25 protein-coding genes are annotated in these 18,666 nt (G+C 36.9%); 3 read left to right on the plus strand and 22 right to left on the minus strand.

From position 1 onward, the window contains the following. Nucleotides 1-234: 234 nt before the first annotated feature. Both F4V44_RS12685 and F4V44_RS12690 read right to left on the minus strand, forming a co-directional pair. Complete coding sequence (locus F4V44_RS12685; protein ID WP_150440381.1) at nt 235-1,191, minus strand: metal-dependent hydrolase; 957 nt, start codon at nt 1,189-1,191, stop codon at nt 235-237. Between the two features lie 15 nt (nt 1,192-1,206). After that, entirely contained in the window at nt 1,207-2,343 is a 1,137-nt protein-coding gene (locus F4V44_RS12690; RefSeq protein ID WP_150440382.1) for an MGDG synthase family glycosyltransferase, read from the minus strand. Between the two features lie 547 nt (nt 2,344-2,890). On the opposite strand from F4V44_RS12690, the gene F4V44_RS12695 reads away from it, so the two are divergent. Next, entirely contained in the window at nt 2,891-3,232 is a 342-nt protein-coding gene (locus tag F4V44_RS12695; protein WP_150440383.1) for a hypothetical protein, read from the plus strand. 96 nt (nt 3,233-3,328) lie between these two features. Next, nucleotides 3,329-3,589: a hypothetical protein gene (locus F4V44_RS12700; protein WP_150440384.1), complete on the plus strand. Its 261-nt coding sequence runs from the start codon at nt 3,329-3,331 to the stop codon at nt 3,587-3,589. A gap of 91 nt (nt 3,590-3,680) precedes the next feature. Here the strand turns inward: F4V44_RS12700 and mnhG are convergent, their stop codons facing one another. The 15 genes from mnhG to F4V44_RS12775 all read right to left on the minus strand — a co-directional run bounded on the left by mnhG (nt 3,681) and on the right by F4V44_RS12775 (nt 14,738). Then, on the minus strand, nt 3,681-4,049 hold the full coding sequence (gene mnhG / locus F4V44_RS12705) for a monovalent cation/H(+) antiporter subunit G (protein ID WP_150440385.1): 369 nt from the start codon (nt 4,047-4,049) through the stop codon (nt 3,681-3,683). Beyond that, nucleotides 4,033-4,317 carry a Na(+)/H(+) antiporter subunit F1 gene (locus F4V44_RS12710; RefSeq protein WP_150440386.1) on the minus strand — a complete coding sequence of 95 codons (285 nt, stop codon included), beginning with the start codon at nt 4,315-4,317 and terminating at the stop codon, nt 4,033-4,035. Before F4V44_RS12710 ends, mnhG begins: the two co-directional genes overlap by 17 nt. Continuing rightward, the gene (locus F4V44_RS12715; protein WP_150440387.1) at nt 4,317-4,793 is read right to left on the minus strand and encodes a Na+/H+ antiporter subunit E; all 477 of its coding nucleotides are present in this window, start codon (nt 4,791-4,793) and stop codon (nt 4,317-4,319) included. The genes F4V44_RS12710 and F4V44_RS12715 overlap by 1 nt, the downstream gene beginning before the upstream one ends. Nucleotides 4,794-4,799: 6 nt before the next feature. Beyond that, entirely contained in the window at nt 4,800-6,287 is a 1,488-nt protein-coding gene (locus F4V44_RS12720) for a Na+/H+ antiporter subunit D (RefSeq protein WP_150440388.1), read from the minus strand. Beyond that, on the minus strand, nt 6,280-6,621 hold the full coding sequence (locus F4V44_RS12725) for a Na(+)/H(+) antiporter subunit C (protein WP_150440389.1): 342 nt from the start codon (nt 6,619-6,621) through the stop codon (nt 6,280-6,282). Before F4V44_RS12725 ends, F4V44_RS12720 begins: the two co-directional genes overlap by 8 nt. Next, nucleotides 6,621-7,046 carry a Na(+)/H(+) antiporter subunit B gene (locus F4V44_RS12730; RefSeq protein ID WP_150440390.1) on the minus strand — a complete coding sequence of 142 codons (426 nt, stop codon included), beginning with the start codon at nt 7,044-7,046 and terminating at the stop codon, nt 6,621-6,623. The genes F4V44_RS12725 and F4V44_RS12730 overlap by 1 nt, the downstream gene beginning before the upstream one ends. Further along, complete coding sequence (locus F4V44_RS12735) at nt 7,043-9,448, minus strand: Na+/H+ antiporter subunit A (RefSeq protein ID WP_150440391.1); 2,406 nt, start codon at nt 9,446-9,448, stop codon at nt 7,043-7,045. The genes F4V44_RS12730 and F4V44_RS12735 overlap by 4 nt, the downstream gene beginning before the upstream one ends. Nucleotides 9,449-9,791: 343 nt before the next feature. Further along, nucleotides 9,792-10,430 carry a YczE/YyaS/YitT family protein gene (locus F4V44_RS12740; RefSeq protein ID WP_150440392.1) on the minus strand — a complete coding sequence of 213 codons (639 nt, stop codon included), beginning with the start codon at nt 10,428-10,430 and terminating at the stop codon, nt 9,792-9,794. Nucleotides 10,431-10,472: 42 nt separating this feature from the next. Further along, nucleotides 10,473-11,351 (minus strand): NAD(P)-dependent oxidoreductase, encoded by an 879-nt coding sequence (locus F4V44_RS12745; protein ID WP_150440393.1) that lies wholly within the window; start codon nt 11,349-11,351, stop codon nt 10,473-10,475. Between the two features lie 325 nt (nt 11,352-11,676). Next, nucleotides 11,677-12,498: an alpha/beta fold hydrolase gene (locus F4V44_RS12750; RefSeq protein ID WP_150440394.1), complete on the minus strand. Its 822-nt coding sequence runs from the start codon at nt 12,496-12,498 to the stop codon at nt 11,677-11,679. 188 nt (nt 12,499-12,686) lie between these two features. Continuing rightward, nucleotides 12,687-13,184, minus strand: a complete 498-nt coding sequence (locus F4V44_RS12755; RefSeq protein WP_150440395.1) for an SRPBCC family protein — start codon at nt 13,182-13,184, stop codon at nt 12,687-12,689. Nucleotides 13,185-13,388: 204 nt separating this feature from the next. Beyond that, nucleotides 13,389-13,661, minus strand: coding sequence for a DUF1292 domain-containing protein (locus F4V44_RS12760; protein WP_150440396.1), 273 nt, complete (start codon nt 13,659-13,661; stop codon nt 13,389-13,391). A gap of 105 nt (nt 13,662-13,766) precedes the next feature. After that, nucleotides 13,767-14,189, minus strand: a complete 423-nt coding sequence (locus F4V44_RS12765) for an Hsp20/alpha crystallin family protein (RefSeq protein ID WP_150440397.1) — start codon at nt 14,187-14,189, stop codon at nt 13,767-13,769. Nucleotides 14,190-14,201: 12 nt separating this feature from the next. After that, a complete protein-coding gene (locus F4V44_RS12770; RefSeq protein ID WP_150440398.1) occupies nt 14,202-14,444 on the minus strand; it encodes a spore germination protein in 243 nt (80 codons plus the stop codon). 18 nt (nt 14,445-14,462) lie between these two features. Then, entirely contained in the window at nt 14,463-14,738 is a 276-nt protein-coding gene (locus F4V44_RS12775; RefSeq protein ID WP_150440399.1) for a spore germination protein, read from the minus strand. A gap of 202 nt (nt 14,739-14,940) precedes the next feature. Between F4V44_RS12775 and F4V44_RS12780 the strand changes: the two genes are divergently transcribed. Further along, a complete protein-coding gene (locus tag F4V44_RS12780; RefSeq protein WP_150440400.1) occupies nt 14,941-15,072 on the plus strand; it encodes a YjcZ family sporulation protein in 132 nt (43 codons plus the stop codon). Nucleotides 15,073-15,163: 91 nt separating this feature from the next. Here the strand turns inward: F4V44_RS12780 and F4V44_RS12785 are convergent, their stop codons facing one another. The 5 genes from F4V44_RS12785 to F4V44_RS12805 all read right to left on the minus strand — a co-directional run. Continuing rightward, nucleotides 15,164-15,772, minus strand: a complete 609-nt coding sequence (locus tag F4V44_RS12785) for a nucleotidyltransferase family protein (RefSeq protein WP_150440401.1) — start codon at nt 15,770-15,772, stop codon at nt 15,164-15,166. After that, nucleotides 15,769-16,773 carry an XdhC family protein gene (locus F4V44_RS12790; RefSeq protein ID WP_223881877.1) on the minus strand — a complete coding sequence of 335 codons (1,005 nt, stop codon included), beginning with the start codon at nt 16,771-16,773 and terminating at the stop codon, nt 15,769-15,771. The genes F4V44_RS12785 and F4V44_RS12790 overlap by 4 nt, the downstream gene beginning before the upstream one ends. A 22-nt stretch (nt 16,774-16,795) precedes the next feature. Continuing rightward, nucleotides 16,796-17,269 (minus strand): (2Fe-2S)-binding protein, encoded by a 474-nt coding sequence (locus tag F4V44_RS12795; protein ID WP_150440402.1) that lies wholly within the window; start codon nt 17,267-17,269, stop codon nt 16,796-16,798. Nucleotides 17,270-17,273: 4 nt separating this feature from the next. Next, nucleotides 17,274-18,110, minus strand: a complete 837-nt coding sequence (locus F4V44_RS12800; RefSeq protein WP_150440403.1) for an FAD binding domain-containing protein — start codon at nt 18,108-18,110, stop codon at nt 17,274-17,276. Between the two features lie 197 nt (nt 18,111-18,307). Continuing rightward, the coding region (locus F4V44_RS12805; protein ID WP_191090660.1) for a hypothetical protein at nt 18,308-18,666 on the minus strand (359 nt) is incomplete at its 5' end.

Below are 18,666 nucleotides of genomic sequence, written 5' to 3' on the forward strand. Positions count from 1 at the left end.
AAGGAAAAAATATATTATATGTATATATATTCATATATACATATAATATATCCTTGCAACTGAACAATGTGAATTATCTTTACTGAATTATGGAAGTATTTTCATAAATATGACTTAGACATCTTGTCCCACTAAATCATAAAAATAATAACTCGTTAAAATAACGAATTATTTTTTATCTTATGCTATATTACATAAATAGTTGAATTGGGACATGAGTGCCCCTTCGCCCTACTAGGCTTTTTCCGGAACAGCCATGAACCCGCGTTTAACCTCACACTGAATTAAATTAAGCTGTGTATCTAGTTTGACAACAGCAACGAATGGTTCATCGAATTTAGATTGGTAGCGGAGATCAAACCATTGGACTTCATATCCATCCGTATATGTCTTCACCTTTGCATGTAAATAATCGGTGTGCATGCGCAAATAATCAATAAATATATGCTTTCTTGAAGCTGCGATAATTTCATTATGTTCACTTGCTTTCATCAGCACTTTTGACCAGGTAATTCGATTATTTTCATATTTTCCTAGTTTATAATGGTGCTTAAAACTAGCCACTATCTTCCAGCGGTTCAGGCTGAATGTTGGAAGAAGCGTATACGTTACCCCGGATTCCCGAAAAAGCAGCAGTGCTTTTTTAACCCTTATTTGAATCATATATCGAATCAAAAGATAAAGTAAGGTGGTTACGTATACAATCAAGAAGACCATTCCCGACGAATAACCTGCAAACCAGAAAATAATACCTCCCAAATGAAGAGCCGTGATGAATGGATCAATAATCGTTAAAAGATTTAAAGCTAACCATTTTTGTGTAAAGGGTCGAAATGCCTGTGTTCCGTAAATATTACAAATATCGAATAAGACATGAAGAATCATTGCTAATAAGGTCCATATCAAAAAGGTCGAAAAGAATTGTCCCCCGTTGGCCATCGTAGCTATACCCGCTATGACAAGCGAAAGGAACCCCTGTGCATAGAGAGAATGACTCATTCCTCTATGTTTTTGTAAGTATACATCGTTTCCTTTGTATTTATAAATATAGTCAATATCTGGTGCATTAGATCCTAATATAGTGCAAAATAACATGGGGATAAGCAGTTCCGGATGACTGGAGATTGTTGGATCAAGATAGGATAAACCTGCTAATCCTACACCTGTTAATACATGAGTTGACGTATCCACATTGGTGGACCTCCCTTATCCTTTTACCATGCTTTGTGAATGATGCCAATAATAGGTTTGCAATACATCATGTACAATGCTCTCTGCTGCTTGCGGTTGAAGGAGCCTTGTTAAAGCTTCTTTCATTTCTGATAATTTGGCTTCATTATGAATCAGTTTATGCGTCTCTTCGACTAACTGTTCCCACGTTTCATATGAAATGGCAGCTCTGCTGCTTTGGAAAAATTCAGCGTTTTCTCTCTCCTGTCCCGGCGTTGCTCCCATTAAAACAATCGGAACATTTTTAACTACCGCCTCCGATAAAATAATTCCGCCAGGTTTTGTTATCACACAATCGGCTAGTTCAAACAATTCAGCCATTTGGTTAACATATCCAAAAACACGCACATGTGTTTCCTGCAAAAATCTCAATTGAAGCTCTTCGTACAGCTGATTATTTTTCCCGCAAACGATAAGTATTTGCAAGGCTTTATCATTCTGAAGTCCTTCGCAAATATGTTTGATTTCCTTTGAAACTCCATACGCACCGGCCACAATTAAAATGGTTTTACGGTCCAATTCTAGCTGATATTTTCGTTCTAGTAACTGGCGGCAAAAGCTTCGGTTATATTGGGATTGAACAGGGATTCCGGTCACAACAATGTTTTTTTGATTAATGTTGTGAGCAATTAATTGTGATTTCAACTGCTGTGTAGCTACATAGTACTTATCAATAGCAGGATGTATCCATGATTGATGCAAACAATAATCAGTCACCGTATTATAAGTAGGGATTACTCTATTAGTTTTCATGAGAAAATGCTGAACCGCTAAGGATGGAAAGGTATTAATAATAGCGTCAGGCTGTTCTTCCTTAATAATCTTCATGAGCTTAGAATAACCGTAGGAAAAGATTTTTAATGGTTTTCTTTTCGTTATCCCCTGACTGCCATAATAAAAAAGCCGATATAGCTGTCTGCCGCTCTTCGTATAACTTTTTAAATAGAGTTTTTTTGTCCATTCATGTATGCGCGGATTTGTTTCTTGGTAGATGTCCCGGACCGCAACATTTGCCCGGTTATTCCGAAGAAAATGCTCTTCAAGGGCACGTGCCACTTGAAGGTGGCCATTCCCGTAATTCGTTGTTAAAATTAAGACCTTCGGTTTCCTCATGTCTCCACCACTCCTCTGTCATTTACACCTTTTATAAAGGACTTACTCTGATTGTGCGAATAAAGGCAGGCAGGGTTTGTTAAAGAATGGATTCAGGCAATTGGATAATCTACATTTGCGGTCAAGCAAAAGAGGGATATTAGATACTAATGAAGTTGTATGGAAAACTGTGTGACTGTACGGAATCGATGGTAAATCAAAGTCATCCGGATAACGCTTAAATGTTGGAAGGAACCCATTCATCTTAGATACAGAAGAAAATCGCATGAGCACACACTCCTTGCATTAGAAAATAGCATTATTGAAATATCCTATTAGCACCACTGTACCAAAGAAATATTGAAACACTATTGATTCTGCGTTAACTTTTTCAAAAAGGTCCAACAAAATCATAACGAAAGGTTAATAATTAAGGAATGTACTGAAATGGATGGTTAGAACCTTCCTGAGGTTCTTAATCACCTATCCTGCCCCCAATGAATAGAAGGAAAAAGCATATGCGATACTATGTAAGATAAAGGAATATGATACAAAATGAGGTGTTGGATTGAAATTACTTATCATTGGCGCCATTATATTGGGTTCGATTGTTTTTTCCTTATTACCGATTTTATCTGCTTATTTTTTTCAGCCCACTTTAAAAGACAGCATTAAATTTAATGTATATTTTCTTCCCCTTACTTTCATAGGAAACATTTTTCTAGCATGGGCGTTTATTCAAGGAAGCAAAACCTTTGGAAATACGGTCATGCTCGGCGGTATTCAAACGGGAGTATATGCGATTCTTGTTACAATCTTATCGATTTTCGTCTTACAGCAGAAGATTTCCATTTACTCTATTATTGGAATTTGTCTTATTGCTATTGGTACAATCTTTTTGAATAAATAACAAACATTCCATTTATATAGCAGATTCATGCTTACAAATGATTAAGATTACACTTCATTTGTACAAACTAATCTTAATGGGAGGTGTCTGTACAAAATGAAAATAAAAATCGCCGTATGCTTGTCTATCTTCTTCCTTTTATTTTCATCAGCCTGGTTACTGCAGAAACAGGAACCAAATCATCAGGAAACGACTCTTAATGAAATGGAATCCGATATAAACAATTTAAATGCAGTTCCAATAAATGTTGAATATTCTCAGTTGAATACGAATGTAAATACTGGGATGTCGAATGTTCAATGGAAATTATCTGAGCCCTTTAAGCCTAGAGAGTATGTTCGGATTATTGAGCCTTAATAAGAAGTTAAGATTACTCAAGAATTTTCATAACATATAAAATAAATAGGAAAAAAGTGTTCCAAAAATGGAACACTTTTTTATTCTGATATTAATTGGCAGATGATTTACCCATCATTTTTTTATTATATTCTTTTAAATCGTCTCTTACCGTTTTATCCCAGAGTTTTACTCCTGAATAATAAGCTGCCCTATTAATTAAATGTCCAGAAACTGGAGAAGTCATGAAAAGGAACACAATTCCTAAGATGAGCCGCGAATTAAAGTGACCTTCAAGTGCATAAAAGTATATGAAAGTTCCCAATAAAATGGACATGACTCCTAGTGTAGCTGCCTTTGAAGCTGCATGGTTTCTTGTATACACATCCGGGAGTCTAATCACTCCAAAAGTAGCAATAAGACAGAGCACCGCACCAGCTAAAATAAAAAATCCAATGAGAATATTAATGATTTCGCTCACGTTCAATAATAACCCCCTTTTCTAAATACTTAGCAAACGCTACTGTTCCGATAAAAGCAAGGATACCAATTAAAAGGATAATTTCGAGAAAAGCATGTGAATTTAACACAATCGAAATCAATGCTGTAATAGCTACAAGGTTTATGCCAACAGCATCTAACGCAATGACACGGTCAGCAACACTAGGACCTTTTATCACACGATAAATTAACCCAAGCATAGAAATAGAGCAGAATAACAAAGCTAATCGAATAATGATTTCAAGCATTACCTGCTCACCTCCAAAATGGCCTTTTCAAAAGAATTTTTAATACTGTTAATTTCATCTTCAATTTCTCCAATATTCATGGCATGAATAAACAAGGTTTTATTATCCTCTGATACATCAATCACTAATGTACCTGGGGTTAAGGTAATCAAACTCGACAGAAGTGTTATTTGCCAATCTTCCGTTAGTTCCGTTTCCATCGCAAAAATGGCAGGTCTCATATCTAAATTAGGCTTTAATACAATTTTTACAATAGAAATATTGGATAAAACGAGCTCCTTTATAAAAAGGAAAATCAATTTTACAAAGGACCATAATCTAAATAGATAAAAACGGCTGTGGAAGTAGCGCCTAAGCACAAAGATGACAAGGAGGCCGAAAATATATCCTTTTATAAAACTAATGGGATCGTAGGATACCTTAATAAACATCCATAAAAAAGCCAACACCACATTCAATAACATTTGAAATGCCATAACTTATCACTCCTTTAAGACAGCATCGATATAAATATTGGGATCGAGTAATGTATCTGCTGCCTGATTAATATACGGTAAGATAGACTCCGAACCAATTCCGTATAGAGCTGAAATGATTACTAAAAGAATAGGAGCAATAAGCAAGAATCTTACAGGAGCTTGTTCCTCTCCATTGTAAGTACGACTCTTTCCCCAAAAACCGTTAATAAAGATTTTCATAATAGAGAAAAGTACGAGTAAACTGGACATTAAGACGATGAAAGCTCCAACAAAGCTTTCTCCTTCAAATCCGCCTTGAACAATAAGAAGTTTTCCAACAAAACCGCTTAATGGAGGTATACCTGCCAGTGCTAGGGCAGCAATAAAGAATGTCCAGCCAAGACCTGGATAACGAGTAATCAGTCCGCTGACCTTTCTTAAATCGCTCGTCCCCGTAATATAAATGACAATCCCTATAAGCAGGAATAATGCAGCTTTAATAATCATATCGTGGATTAAATAATTAATAGCTCCTGTGATGGAAGCCGTGTTCAAAACAGACACCCCATACAAGATGACACCTACAGCGATAATGATATTATAAATAACAATGTTCTTCATATCCCAGAAAGCAATTGCACCAATTACACCTACTATAATGGATAAAAGCGCTAAAATCGAAAGAAGGCCAAAAGTATCCATATCATGATAAAAGAAAAGGGTATATGTTCTTGTAATTGAATAAACTCCTACCTTTGTCAATAATGCACCAAATAGAGCTAGAACAGGTATAGGTGGTGCGGCATAGGATCCTGGCATCCAAAAATACAGTGGAAAAATGGCTCCTTTTAAACCAAATACGATTAAGAACATGACAGCAATCACCGATAAAATTCCAGGCATGCCATTTGTACTAATTTCACTAATCCTAGCAGAAATATGTGCCATATTTAACGTGCCGACTACGGAATATAAGTAGGCAACCGCAATAACAAATAGCGCCGATGAAATCACATTCACGAGCAAATACTTAATCGATTCTCTTAATTGAACTTTTGTTCCTCCAAGCACTAGCATTACATAAGAAGACATAAGCATAACCTCAAAAAACACGAATAGGTTAAAGATATCTCCTGTTGTAAATGCACCGTTTACCCCTACTAGTAAAAAATTAAATACAGCATAGTAGTAATGCTTTTCTCGTTCTTTACCAATTGATTTAAACGAATAAATTAAACAAACAAACCCGATGACACTTGTTGTTAAAACTAAAAGTGCGGCCATCATATCCGAAACTAGCGTAATCCCGAACGGAGCATCCCAGCTGCTGACATTCAGAGATTGTATCCCGTCCTCCCGAACTTTCTGTACAACTAACCAAGAAGTAATGATTGTGGCAATAGAAGAAATCATTGCAACCACACGCTGAGCCGTGATTTGTTTATATAACAATATTAATATTGCCCCAGTAAATAAGGGGATTAATATAGGTAAAATGATTAAGTTAGTCATCTTTCTCTGTTCCCCTCATTTCTTCTACATTATCTGTCCCAAGCTCTTGATACGATCGATAAGCTAAAACTAAGAAAAAGGCTGTTACCCCAAAGCTGATAACAATGGCTGTTAAAATGAGCGCCTGTGGCAGTGGATCTGTGTAGCTCACTGCATCCCCTCCTAAAATAGGAGCATCCCCTCTTTTTAATCCACCCATGGTAAGGATAAGGAGATGAGCCCCATGGCTTAACAAGCCTGTCCCAACGATAATACGCAGTAAACTTTTTGACAGCATGAGATAAGTAGCTGTCATAAATAATATACCAATGACAAATGCCATAATAATTTCCATTATTCGTCCTCCCCAATCGTTTGAATAATGGTCATCGTTACCCCAACAACGACAAAGTAAACACCTAAATCAAATAGTGTGGCAGTATGAAGAGATAATTCCCCCAGAATCGGTAATTGAATATCTCCAAATGCATGTGTTAAAAACGGCACATTAAAAACAATCGCACCTGCACTTGTTCCAATGGCAAATAGAAGTCCAATCGACGTAAGAATTCGATAGTTGATAGGTAAAATTTTCGCAACCGTTTTGATATCGTATGCTATTAATAGAAGAACAATGGCACCTGCAGTCATGAGTCCCCCTATAAATCCTCCACCGGGATAATAGTGGCCCGCTGTAAAAATATAGACTGAGTACAGGACAATCATGAAAAGAAGAACTTTAATCGCTGTTTCAAGAATGATATTATTTGTTTTTCTCATCCCTCTTTCCTCCTGTTCAATCTTAATTTAATCATGCCGAAGATTCCTAAAGAAGCAATGGCCAATACCGTAATTTCAAAGAGCGTATCAAAGCCGCGGAAATCTACTAGAATGACGTTTACCATGTTTTTACCAGCGGCCTCTGTATACGTATTCTCCACGTAGTATTTTGATATGGAATCAAATAATTTATTGCTATGAGCAGACAGTGCGATTAAGGTAACCATTGCACCTACACCTACTGAAATGAGAGCGTTTGTCAGCCTAAAACGCATCCTTGTTTCAAACTTTCTTAATTTAGGCAAATGATAGAAGCAAACCAAGAATAGAGCAACAGAAATGGTTTCAATTACTAACTGGGTTAAAGCCAAATCAGGCGCTCTAAAAAGGACATAAAACAAGGAAACAGTATACCCCACTGCACCAAGTAAAATGATAGAAGTCATTCTTGATTTAACGAAAAGAATGCTGATAGAGCCCACCACAACAAAAATGGCTAAGACGACTTCATATACACCTATAGCAGATACATTGCTTGTATCTAATTTAAACGCATTCTTTCCTATTAGAGTAGCAGCGAGAATAAAAATAAAGAATGCAAAGATATATACTAGATACGATCGAATCGATCCATTCATATAAGACTTCGTTAACTTATGGGATCCTAACTGTACTCCTTCTAACAAGGAATCATAAAATCGATTAAGAGCAAGTTTATCTGGAATCGCTTGATAGATTTTTTTCCATTTTGAATGTGTTTTATATAGAATGATTCCTAAAATAACAACGCCTAGTGTCATAAATAGTTCAATGGTAAATCCATGCCAAAAAGATATATGAACCATAAATTCTTCCCCGGGTCCTAACAGGCTTGGAAGAATCGAAGCCATAGCTGGTGAAATCAGACTATGTGATAATAGGTTTGGGAAAAAACCGAAAATAATCACAAGTGAAACTAATATCACTGGTGAAATTAGCATTCCAATTGGAGCTTCATGTGGTTTTTTATCCAGTTTTTCAGGCTGGTATTTACCTGTAAAGGTTCTAAAAACAAGAATCATACTATATACAAAGGTAAAAATACTAGCAATCCAAGCAAACACCGGAAATAAAATCCCCAATGTTTCAAGATTAAATATATCCATTTCAATTACATGAACCATTGCTGTAAAGAACATCTCTTTACTTAAGAATCCATTAAATGGAGGAATCCCTGCCATTGAGAAGGTACCAATGATTGAAATCGTGAACGTAATAGGCATAAAATGCATTAACCCGCCTAATTTACGTATATCCCTTGTTCCTGTCTCGTGGTCTACTATACCCGCTGCCATAAACAAGCTTCCTTTAAACGTAGCATGATTAATTAAATGGAAAACAGCTGCTGTAACAGCTACAGTAAAGATGTTATCATCCAAAAATTCATAATGCAGCGCTGCTGCCCCAACACCTAGCAGTGACATAATCAGTCCTAATTGACTGACAGTGGAAAACGCTAAGATAGCCTTTAAATCCGTTTGTTTGACAGCAAAGATAGAACCCCAGATCAATGTCAATATTCCGACACCTGAAACTAACCAGAACCAGAGAGAATGCTCTCCGAATACAGGTGTAAATCGTGCGACTAAGTATATACCTGCTTTAACCATTGTCGCCGAGTGTAAATAAGAACTAACTGGCGTTGGTGCTTCCATTGCATCTGGAAGCCAAATATAGAATGGAAATTGTGCAGACTTTGTAAAGGCACCAAGTAAAATACAAATCAGCGCAGGTACAAATAATGCATGGTTAAAAATTTCATTAGCTTGGGAGATAACTTCTGTAACACTAAAGGTACCTGTCATGATGTAAAGAAGGATGATTCCTCCAAGCATAGCAAGTCCACCAAACACGGTAATTAGCATGGATTTTTGTGCACCATAACGAGATTTTTCTCGTTCGTACCAATAGCCAATTAATAAAAAGGAAGAAAAGCTAGTGAGCTCCCAAAATGCATACAAGACAATTAAGTTATCTGATAATACAACTCCGAGCATGGCACCCATGAAGAGCAGTAAATAAACATAAAATTGGTTTAGCTTTTCTTTATCCTTTGCTAAATAGTAAATGGAATAAAGAACAACTAAAGCACCAATTCCTGTGATTAATAAGGAAAACAAAAGTCCAAGTCCATCGACTTTCGCTGTAAAATTAATTCCTAATGATGGAATCCAGTTCATCGATTCCATCATTGTTTTCCCGCTCATTGTAACCGGCAGGAAAGATAGAAAATAAACAAACAATAAAATTGGTAAAGGCAACACAAACCAACCTGTATGTATCCGACGGAATACTTTGTAAAAAATCGGAATAAATATAGATAAAAATAATGGCGCTACTATCGCCCAATGCAGATATGACAAAACAAAACCTCCTTATTTCTGAGATACTAACCCCTTTTTGTTGTCAATTATTTCAATAATAAATCCTCCCTATCTTTCCCCCTTTTTGGAGTATCAATAATAAACTTTCACCCCTTAACAATTATTTAAATTTTCTAAAATAAGAAAAGAACACAAAAAGAGTCTGCAACAAAGGGCATAGATATCCCTTGGTGACAGACTCCTCCTAACATTCTTTTCTATTAATTTATATTTTCTATACTAACATAAAAGTTTCATGGGATAAAGCAATATGAATATAATGTACATTAATTTTCTGAATTAACTAGTTAATGCTCTTTATAATAAAGAACTTGACTTGACTTTATTTTATCTGAGACACGGTATCTGTCCCTTTATACCCATATTCTAAATTTAACCCTTTTTTCACTTTCATGTTAACCATTTGAATAATCTTTCCGACAAATAAGGCAATAATTAATGTCCCTAGTCCAACAGGTCCGCCAAGTATAAAACCGATTAGAGCTCCGCTTAGTTCCACTATGATTCTTGAATAATTAATACTCCAATTAAATTCATTATGAAGAGCAAGCATCAGTCCATCAATTGGTGACTTGGGAAAACGAGCTTCTACATAGATACCGATTCCGATACCCATGGCAGCCATTCCGCCAATAAAATATAACCACTCTAATCCCAAGGAGATTGGCTGTTCCATCTGATTAAAAACGAGAAAAATCCAGGCATCTAAGAATGCACTACGAATGATAATTGCGATAATAGATTCATACTGCAGCCTTTTTCTTTCAATCAATCCAGTAATAACGACGACGAATACCTGGATAATCACCGTACATATTCCAATGGTTAAACCCAAACTGTGGTTCAAACCAATGGCAACCGTATCCCAGGCGCCTGCTCCTACTGCTGAAAAAATAATTAAAGCAATACCTAAAGCATTTATCGCTAATCCAACTAAATAAACTGTAATTCTTTTCCCCATCGTTTTACCTTCCTTACTTTCTACATAAAAGGCTTTTAGTCCTTATTTTTCCCAGTATTTATACAATGCCTGATGTCCGCTATTTTCTTCCCCTTTTTCAGCCAGTTCACTGTATAGCCTTTGTACTACAGACAGTCCAGGTGTTTCCATGCCCATTGCTTCCGCTTCCTGAAGGGCAATATTCATATCTTTAAGATGATGTTTAATATAAAAGCCGGGTTCGAAATTGCCATCCAGCATCCTCCGACCCATATTAGACAGCAGCCAGCTTCCCGCTGCACCAGACTCAATACTTGTCAGCACCTTTTTTGGATCAAGTCCTGCTTTTTCTGCATAAACGATTGCTTCACAAACACCTAGTAAGGTAGATGCTCCAGCAATTTGGTTACACATTTTCGTATGCTGTCCGGCACCTGCCTTCCCTTGATATACGACATTCGTTCCAAGTAGTTTTAATAAAGGTTCTAATTCGTCAAATACTTCTTTATCTCCGCCAACCATGATGGAAAGGCGTGCTTCCCTTGCTCCTACATCTCCACCGGAAACAGGTGCATCAACAGCAAACATTCCTTTTTTCTTCGCCTCTTCATAAATTCGTTCAGCTAGCGAGGGTTTTGACGTTGTCATATCGATTACGTATGTATTCGCCTTCCCATTTGTTATAATGCCATGCTCACTCAAATATACTTCTTCTACATCCTGAGGATAACCCACCATGGTAATAATGACATTGGCTTTCTGAGCTGCTTCCAAAGGAGAATTTGCCCACTCCGCTCCTTGCTGCAGCAGTGTCTCTGCTTTCTCCTTCGTGCGATTGTATACAACTAAAGGATATCCTGCTTTTAAAAGATGGCCCGCCATACTCTTCCCCATGACCCCTGTTCCAATAAAACCAATCACTGTATCTTCCGGTGTTAACATATTTTTTTCTCCTCCCAATGTTATTTATTTGTTTAGTTATCCTTGGAAATCTCTTTAAGAGCCGACTTACTCTTTTTTTAATAAAAAGAATATATATGTTTATAGTAAACTTAAAAAACTGCTTTGTATTCATCCAATTGGATTACATTTGTATAATCCAATTGGATGAATACAAAGCAGTTAAATAGAAGAATGGTGTCATTAACTATTGACATCCCCCAGTAATAAGATAAAAAAACGGAGATAAGTGATTTATCTCCATTTTTAGAAATGCTTCTTGGACATCGAAATTCTCTATCTGACTCTTTAACATTAACTGTGGACTTTAGCTGGTATGCAATAAGATATTTTTAAAAACAAGATCTGGTTTTTCCTCCGTTATTAAATGTCCTGTTTTTTTATAAGTAATTAACTTGGCATCGGGTAAATCTTGTACAAGCCGTTTCCCAATTTCCAATGGTACCACTCGATCTTCCTCTCCCCATACCAATAAAGTGGGGACTTGTATCGTTTGCAGCTGCTCCGGTAACAAATCATCTTCTCGGTGACGTAGCAGCCGAATGAGCGCTTTATAAAAACTTTTTTCAGAAAGTGGACTTCCAAATTCCCGAATTAATTCTTCATTAATCAACGTATGGTTATAAAAAACGTTTTTTAAGTGTTCCTTCACTTCTTTTCTTCGAACATAGTATTGGACGAATTTTTCAAAGAAGGGTAAATAGGAGCTGCAGATAAGAAGTTTTTTGGAGCGCTTTAAATATCCTGAACTGCATAGCAGAATGAGTTTATTTATTTTTTCAGGAGCTATTAGAGCCATATTCAAAGCGATTTGACCTCCCATTGAATGGGCTACAATATATGTATTTGGAATCTCAAGTTTGTGGATGCACTCAAGCATCAGCTTTGCATAGTTTTGAAAATTATAAACAAAGGACGTAGGCTTTTCGCTTTTTCCAAAGCCGGGTAAATCAACTGCAAAAACGGAAAAATGCTTTTGCAATAACGGAATAATCCGGCGAAAGGTAAAAATGGATGATGCAAAGCCGTGGATGAGAAGAATTGGCGGTTTGTCATTTAAAACAAATTCACAGTACAGGTTGATGTTATCTACTTTTATGTACGTTTGTTGTATTTCGGTGCTCGACATCTGATTCCCTCCAGTACGAAAAGTTTGTCAGATGTATTATTTACGAAGCAGAACATGATAATGTAGAAAAAATGGATTTTACAATGCAAGAAAACGCACATAAAAATAGGGACATTTCTTATCCTTCTATCATAAATTTAGAAACGCCCCATGAAAAATACACTAAGAATTGCTCGTGAATCCTATTATTAAGATGGATAATTAATATTACCCGTTTCCACTAATTGTTTTAAACCTAGAAACATTAAATTCCATCCGTGTTCTGATCCTTCATAGTACTCTTTTTCCACTTTTTTTACTTCTTTTTCCGTCCATCCTTCTTCATGAGGTATGACAATCTCTTGTGTGAAGGTCATCTCACAACCGTCTTCTAGTGGTTCAATAACAACCATCATTTTGTCCACCGTTTCACTAAATTGAGGCATTTCGAAGGTTAATACCATTTTAGTTGGAGGAATAATTTCTAAATACTCCCCTGTGGCTCTGTAATCTTTCCCTTCACGATGGTCGACAATCTCCCAATTTCCGCCCACTTTCCCATCACTTTGTGCTATTTTATTTGTATGTTCCATAGTAAAAAGCCATTTTCGCATAAGATTTGGTTTCAGCCATGCTTCAAAAACCTTTTCAGGTGCAACCTCAAAACGTCTAGTCATTGTTAGTGTTGTTGTGGATATACTAGCCAATAAAATCATCCTTTCTAATTTATTTGCTTATTCATTCGTTCGGCTCTTTATTGAAAGATCCTTTTTTTATTTCAAAGCGTATTCTTATTAAGATTGAAATGAAAAACTTATGTATTTATATAATCCAACACAAATAGGTGCTCTCTATTTAAGAAAAGCACCTATTTTTCACTGTAATTTGTCTCCTGACGAACCTGATTAAAGTTACTCTTCTTCTTCATCCATCATTTCTTCAAAAGCTGCAGACACCATATCAAATTCCTTATCACTATCAATCGCTGTGAAGTCACCTTCTTGGTCCACTTTTAAAAAGAAAATATCGATGTCTTCATCGGTTTCTTCCTTTACATCCTCAACAAAAGCAACTGCCACATAGTCTGTTCCTTCAATATTCATTGCAGCAAGCACTTCAACTTCCATTTCTTCATCATTTTCATCTGAAATCGTAAAAACTTCTCCAACTTCAATCTTTTCCATGACAAAACCCCCTAATAAAGTATCCTTTCATTTATTCCCTTAACAGAGGGGGTTCATGCATAAAACAGACATTTTTTGTGCAGTCGGGTCTTCCATACTAATCTTTCAAGTAAAATGGATACGCTCAACCATTCGAGGATAGGAGATTTGCAGCAAACCATTATTCACTTGAATATACAGGTGCTGCACATGTGTTGCTTCTGGAAGATCTATAATCCGCTCAAATTCACCATACACTCTTTCCCTTCTCATTTCTTTTTCAAGCGATAAAATAGGATGGATAATGCCGCTAACCTTTAATTGTGTATTTGAGATTAAGTGAAGGGAAAGATCCTCACGATTCACACCGGGAATTTCAACAATAATAAAATTATAGTATTCATTTTGATACAAATCATATTTTGGACAATACATATTTTCTTTTACCATTTCATCAGGATATTTTTCCTCAAGTACACGAGTCCAAAAATCCGTTTTTTTGTATTGGTTCGTTATTTCTATCCATCTTCTCATTTTTTCTATGTCCATCTTCTTGCTCCTTTATACTTGATTGGCGATAGGCATAGAAGGATTGGCTATTTGATCCTGATCACTTATATCTATATCAACATTCCCTGAATTTAAAACAGCCGAAGGTGGTGAAAAATCACCTAATGAAATATTTGCTCCAATAAATTTACTATTAGCGGTGTGACTATTATGCACAGTTGGGCCAATATCAATATTTCCGTTTTGATTGGCTCCATTCACCTTGATATTTAAAATATTGATTTGATACGGCATATCAAATCACTCCTTTATCTAAATTGGCGGTATCGGCGGTGCTGGGGGTATTGGTGTATTAACATAAGAATTGTCGGCATTTCCAATTGAGGTTTGATCGTTCACATCGGGATCGTTTAATAAATTTTCCATGATTGCTTCTGTAGGTGATGTATCACCATAGGAGGAATTCATTCCCTGTGATTTGTTATAAGCTGTTGGACTATTATAAGATGCTTCGCCTATGGTGATTGAGCCATTACCGGAAATACTATTGATTTTTAAATAATGTAAATTGATTACAACTGATGGCATTTCTTAACACCCTTCTATTCTGTATCGTATCTTATCGTTACAATATGCAGGATAATGCCTATTTGTTCCTTGTTGTCTCACATACAAAATAAATGTTAACTGGTAACGACTCATAAATTTTTAAACGTAATAGGCAGTCATACTAACTTAATGAAAAAGAAGTACATATACATAACCTATACAAAAAGGAGGGGATTTTTTTATGTATGGATATGGTTACGGCTGTGGAGGATATGGCTATGGTGGTTATGGCGGCTGTGGTTTTGGATGGGGTTTTGCCCTAATCGTTGTATTGTTTATTCTTCTTATTATTATTGGTGCATGCTTTTGTTAATGAGATAGTAATAGAAAAAAATAAAAATAGGACTAAAAAGGCTGCTCCTTGGCGGCCTTTTATAGTCCTGTGCAAGTTACAAACCGCAACTTTATTTTTTAAATTTTAGATAGTCATCCATCGTATCTACATCAAGCAAAAAATCTTCTTTATCAAAATTATATATTTCACCTTTTTCTTTAAATTTCCCATTTAGTAAATCTCTCGCACCATTATCCCCTTTCAGATCCATTAATATCGGGAAGAAGTTTTTTGTAAAGAGTACAGGCGGCCTAAGCACTCCATCGTAACTGCAAGAAAAAAATAATTTTGAAGGTTTTTTCTCAAAAGCATCGATGAGCAGATTAATCATATTAGCAGTTACAAATGGTTGATCAGCCAACTGTACAAGAACGGCATCAGCATGCAAGATAATCGCCTCATGTAAACCGGTTATAATGGAATAAGCCTGCCCCCGATTGCTTTTCTTCAATTGAACAGAAGTCCATTTTCTTCTATAATCACTTGTAAAGAGGTGGGGAGCTATCCATGAAAGCTTATCATTTTTTTTTGTGATAACCAATACTCGGTGAATAGTAGATTCTAACGCTGCTTGTAAAGCTAACGACCCTAAGGGATTACCGTCTAAATCCAGTAATAACTTATTCGTTCCCATACGCCTGCTATCCCCGGCGGCAAGGTAAACCCCAACCACCTTCATCGCCGATTCCCTCTCTGTTTTTGCCTCATGACCCCAATAATTTCTGCCACAATACTAATCGCTATTTCACCTGGCCCCACTGCCCCAATTGGTAAACCAACCGGTGCTGATACCCAAGGAGGAATCTTATTTTGCCGAAACAGCTTTTTGGTTCTGTGCTGTGATCCTAGTATCCCTAAATAGCCCGGGTTCTGCTCCTCTAAATAAGATAGTATTTCTTGATCCCTTTTGAATTGATGTGTCATTAAGACAACAAAGTCATTCTCATGTATCGTTATTTTTTGAAAAATTTTACCTGGAAAGCCGAGAATGCATTGTTCTGCTTTCGGAAAATAGGTTAAGTTGCACAGTGACTCACGCCAATCACAAACAGTTACCAGGAATCCCAATTCGGCAGCGTAATTTGCTAAAGGGCGTGCATCTGGACCTGCTCCAAAAATGATTAATTTATTTTGGGGAGAATAGATTTGACTGTAAAGTAAATGACATAAATTAGTACCAGTCGGCAGATTCCAATCCACATAATCTGAAATATCATCGTACAGATGTCCAAAAAAATGCCCAGTTTCAGTTATGTAGGCTGATGCTGTAACCGAGAAATCAGGTGTTAATTTTTTTATGTGAAGAATTTTCTTACCTTGTTGTAAATAGTCGTACACCTTCCTTAAATTCTGCTTCATTTTTTCATCCACGTACTCAAGTAAAATATATAATTTTCCATTGCAGCCCATTCCTTGTCCCCAGGAGAAATCGTTTTGGGCACTTAAATCATACACAACCGTACGGCAGATTCCGGATGCAAATACTTCTTTTACATGAAAAAATAAATCCTCTTCCAGACAACCCGGACTAATCAATCCAATCGTTTTCCCATTTTCTAGAAATAACATTGTGGTTCCTTCTTTTAGATAGGCCGAACCTTCTACATGAATGATAGTCGCCAGTACACTCCACTCTTCTGTATTGGTTGCCTCTGCAATCACACGCAGATATTCTTTCAACGTTTTCCATCACCTTCCTGTATCATTCATCATCTTTTATCAAATGGAATGCTGATTTAACCGCATTCTCTATCTCCATATATCCCGTGCAACGACATATATTTGACTCCAACCATTTTGTTATTTCATGATCAGATGGATTTTTTCGATGCTTCAGTAACGAATGACAATTCATGATGAACCCAGATGTACAATATCCGCATTGGAAGGCAAAGTGATCAACGAATGTCCCCTGAATAGGAGCATTCAGACCTTCTATTGTAAGTATTTCTTTGCCAATCGTTTCAACAGCTAAATGCAAGCAGGATTTTTGGGCAATTCCGTTAATATTAACCGTACAAGCACCACAATCACCATTTAGGCAGCCTGGCTTAGCACCTGTTAGGCCCAATTGATAGCGTAAAACATCTAGAAGAATATCAGCATAACGGAATGTAACTCTCTTCTCTTCCCCATTGATTAGAAGTATTGCACTTACACTTAAAGCATCAGCCATCGTTTTACTCCTCTCCTTCCAATTGGTGAAGCACATCACGGATTGTATTTTTTAATACGAACAATCGATATGGAAAAGACCCTTCAGAATCGTCCAAGTGTGGTACCTGTAAAGTGTGGATTGCCTCATTAATTCTTTGATTCAAAGAATTCCCCCTGTTATTAAGTTTCTGCTCCATTTGTGTAGAACGAAAAGGGTAAGAGGTTAGTCCACTTATTGCTATTCTAATCATTCCATGGACTTTTAGGGCGGCAACGGTAATGAGAGGATAGCCTGTATCCCATTGCCTTCTTTTTTTCATACTGATAAATGGTTGATTAAGATAACTTTGGTCTGTTTTGATTTGGACCAGGAGTTCACCATGTTCTAGTAAAAGTCTCTGATTAAAAGCTTCAAGTATCGAAACAGTCTTAATTCCATTCCTGCCTGCAATCACCATTTGACTGTCTGTTAATAAAAAAGGCAAAACAGATTCCCGATAAAAAATCTGTCCGCAAATATTACCGCCTGCTGTAATTTTGTTCCGAGCCGTTCGATCGGCAATTTCACTAACCGTTTTACTTAATAATGGAAAGAGATTCCTCTCTTCAATATGTGTTAAGGTATTAGCTGCCCCTGTTATCAATGAATCGTGTTGAAGCTTGAACATCTGACATTCCGGTATTTGTTTAATATCAATGACAGCTCCGGTCTTAACCATATTTAATCTTCCAAGCGTGATTATTTCGGTTCCACCTGAAAAATAAATGGGATCTTTTCCTTGCTTATGTAAATCTTCAAATACATGGACAGCCTCTTTTATTGATGATGGAAGATAATACTCAAAATCATATGAAATCAAAGCTTTACCTCCTTTCATTTTAAGCACATTCATATTTATCATCATCGTTTCAATATATGAATAGCTATGCATCTTCATCCTTTATTTCTTCTAAGGAGTAATCAAAAAAAGCTCAGTTTAACCTGAGCATCTTTTTGGATAAAACTTTTTCATAATCTATATGTTTTCACTTCTATGAACACTTCACCTATTTCTGGTTAAAACTCATCCTCGTCGCGCCCCGTCTGTTGTCCATACTGTTGGTCATGAGACTGTGTGCCATAGCCAGGGAAGTTTCCGTATCCGCTGCCTCCGTAACCTGGATAACCTCCGTGACCCATCCCGTAGCCTGGGTAGCCCCCATGGTGGTGGCCCATTCCGTAACCTGGGTAACCCCCATGATGGTGGCCCATTCCGTAACCTGGGTAACCCCCATGATGGTGGCCCATTCCGTAACCTGGGTGGCCCCCATGATGGTGGCCCATTCCGTAACCTGGGTGGCCCCCGTAGTGACCCATCCCGTAGCCTGGATAGCCTCCTTGGTGACCCATCCCGTAACCTGGGTAGCCTCCTTGGT

It is taken from the genome of Niallia endozanthoxylica (assembly GCF_008710145.1).
GTDB classification, from domain to species: domain Bacteria; phylum Bacillota; class Bacilli; order Bacillales; family Cytobacillaceae; genus Bacillus_BD; species Bacillus_BD endozanthoxylica.

Coding starts and splice junctions, on each gene's coding strand:
- F4V44_RS12730 (WP_150440390.1), bottom strand. CDS start 7,046: ATGAGAAAAACAAATAATATCATTCTTGAAACAGCGATTAAAGTTCTT.
- F4V44_RS12710 (WP_150440386.1), bottom strand. CDS start 4,317: ATGCTTGAAATCATTATTCGATTAGCTTTGTTATTCTGCTCTATTTCT.
- F4V44_RS12750 (WP_150440394.1), bottom strand. CDS start 12,498: ATGTCGAGCACCGAAATACAACAAACGTACATAAAAGTAGATAACATC.
- F4V44_RS12715 (WP_150440387.1), bottom strand. CDS start 4,793: ATGGCATTTCAAATGTTATTGAATGTGGTGTTGGCTTTTTTATGGATG.
- F4V44_RS12690 (WP_150440382.1), bottom strand. CDS start 2,343: ATGAGGAAACCGAAGGTCTTAATTTTAACAACGAATTACGGGAATGGC.
- F4V44_RS12745 (WP_150440393.1), bottom strand. CDS start 11,351: ATGTTAACACCGGAAGATACAGTGATTGGTTTTATTGGAACAGGGGTC.
- F4V44_RS12775 (WP_150440399.1), bottom strand. CDS start 14,738: ATGCCATCAGTTGTAATCAATTTACATTATTTAAAAATCAATAGTATT.
- F4V44_RS12795 (WP_150440402.1), bottom strand. CDS start 17,269: ATGGCTGATGCTTTAAGTGTAAGTGCAATACTTCTAATCAATGGGGAA.
- F4V44_RS12785 (WP_150440401.1), bottom strand. CDS start 15,772: ATGAAGGTGGTTGGGGTTTACCTTGCCGCCGGGGATAGCAGGCGTATG.
- F4V44_RS12700 (WP_150440384.1), top strand. CDS start 3,329: ATGAAAATAAAAATCGCCGTATGCTTGTCTATCTTCTTCCTTTTATTT.
- F4V44_RS12765 (WP_150440397.1), bottom strand. CDS start 14,189: ATGGACATAGAAAAAATGAGAAGATGGATAGAAATAACGAACCAATAC.
- F4V44_RS12720 (WP_150440388.1), bottom strand. CDS start 6,287: ATGACTAACTTAATCATTTTACCTATATTAATCCCCTTATTTACTGGG.
- F4V44_RS12725 (WP_150440389.1), bottom strand. CDS start 6,621: ATGGAAATTATTATGGCATTTGTCATTGGTATATTATTTATGACAGCT.
- F4V44_RS12780 (WP_150440400.1), top strand. CDS start 14,941: ATGTATGGATATGGTTACGGCTGTGGAGGATATGGCTATGGTGGTTAT.
- F4V44_RS12740 (WP_150440392.1), bottom strand. CDS start 10,430: ATGGGGAAAAGAATTACAGTTTATTTAGTTGGATTAGCGATAAATGCT.
- F4V44_RS12760 (WP_150440396.1), bottom strand. CDS start 13,661: ATGGAAAAGATTGAAGTTGGAGAAGTTTTTACGATTTCAGATGAAAAT.
- F4V44_RS12770 (WP_150440398.1), bottom strand. CDS start 14,444: ATGCCGTATCAAATCAATATTTTAAATATCAAGGTGAATGGAGCCAAT.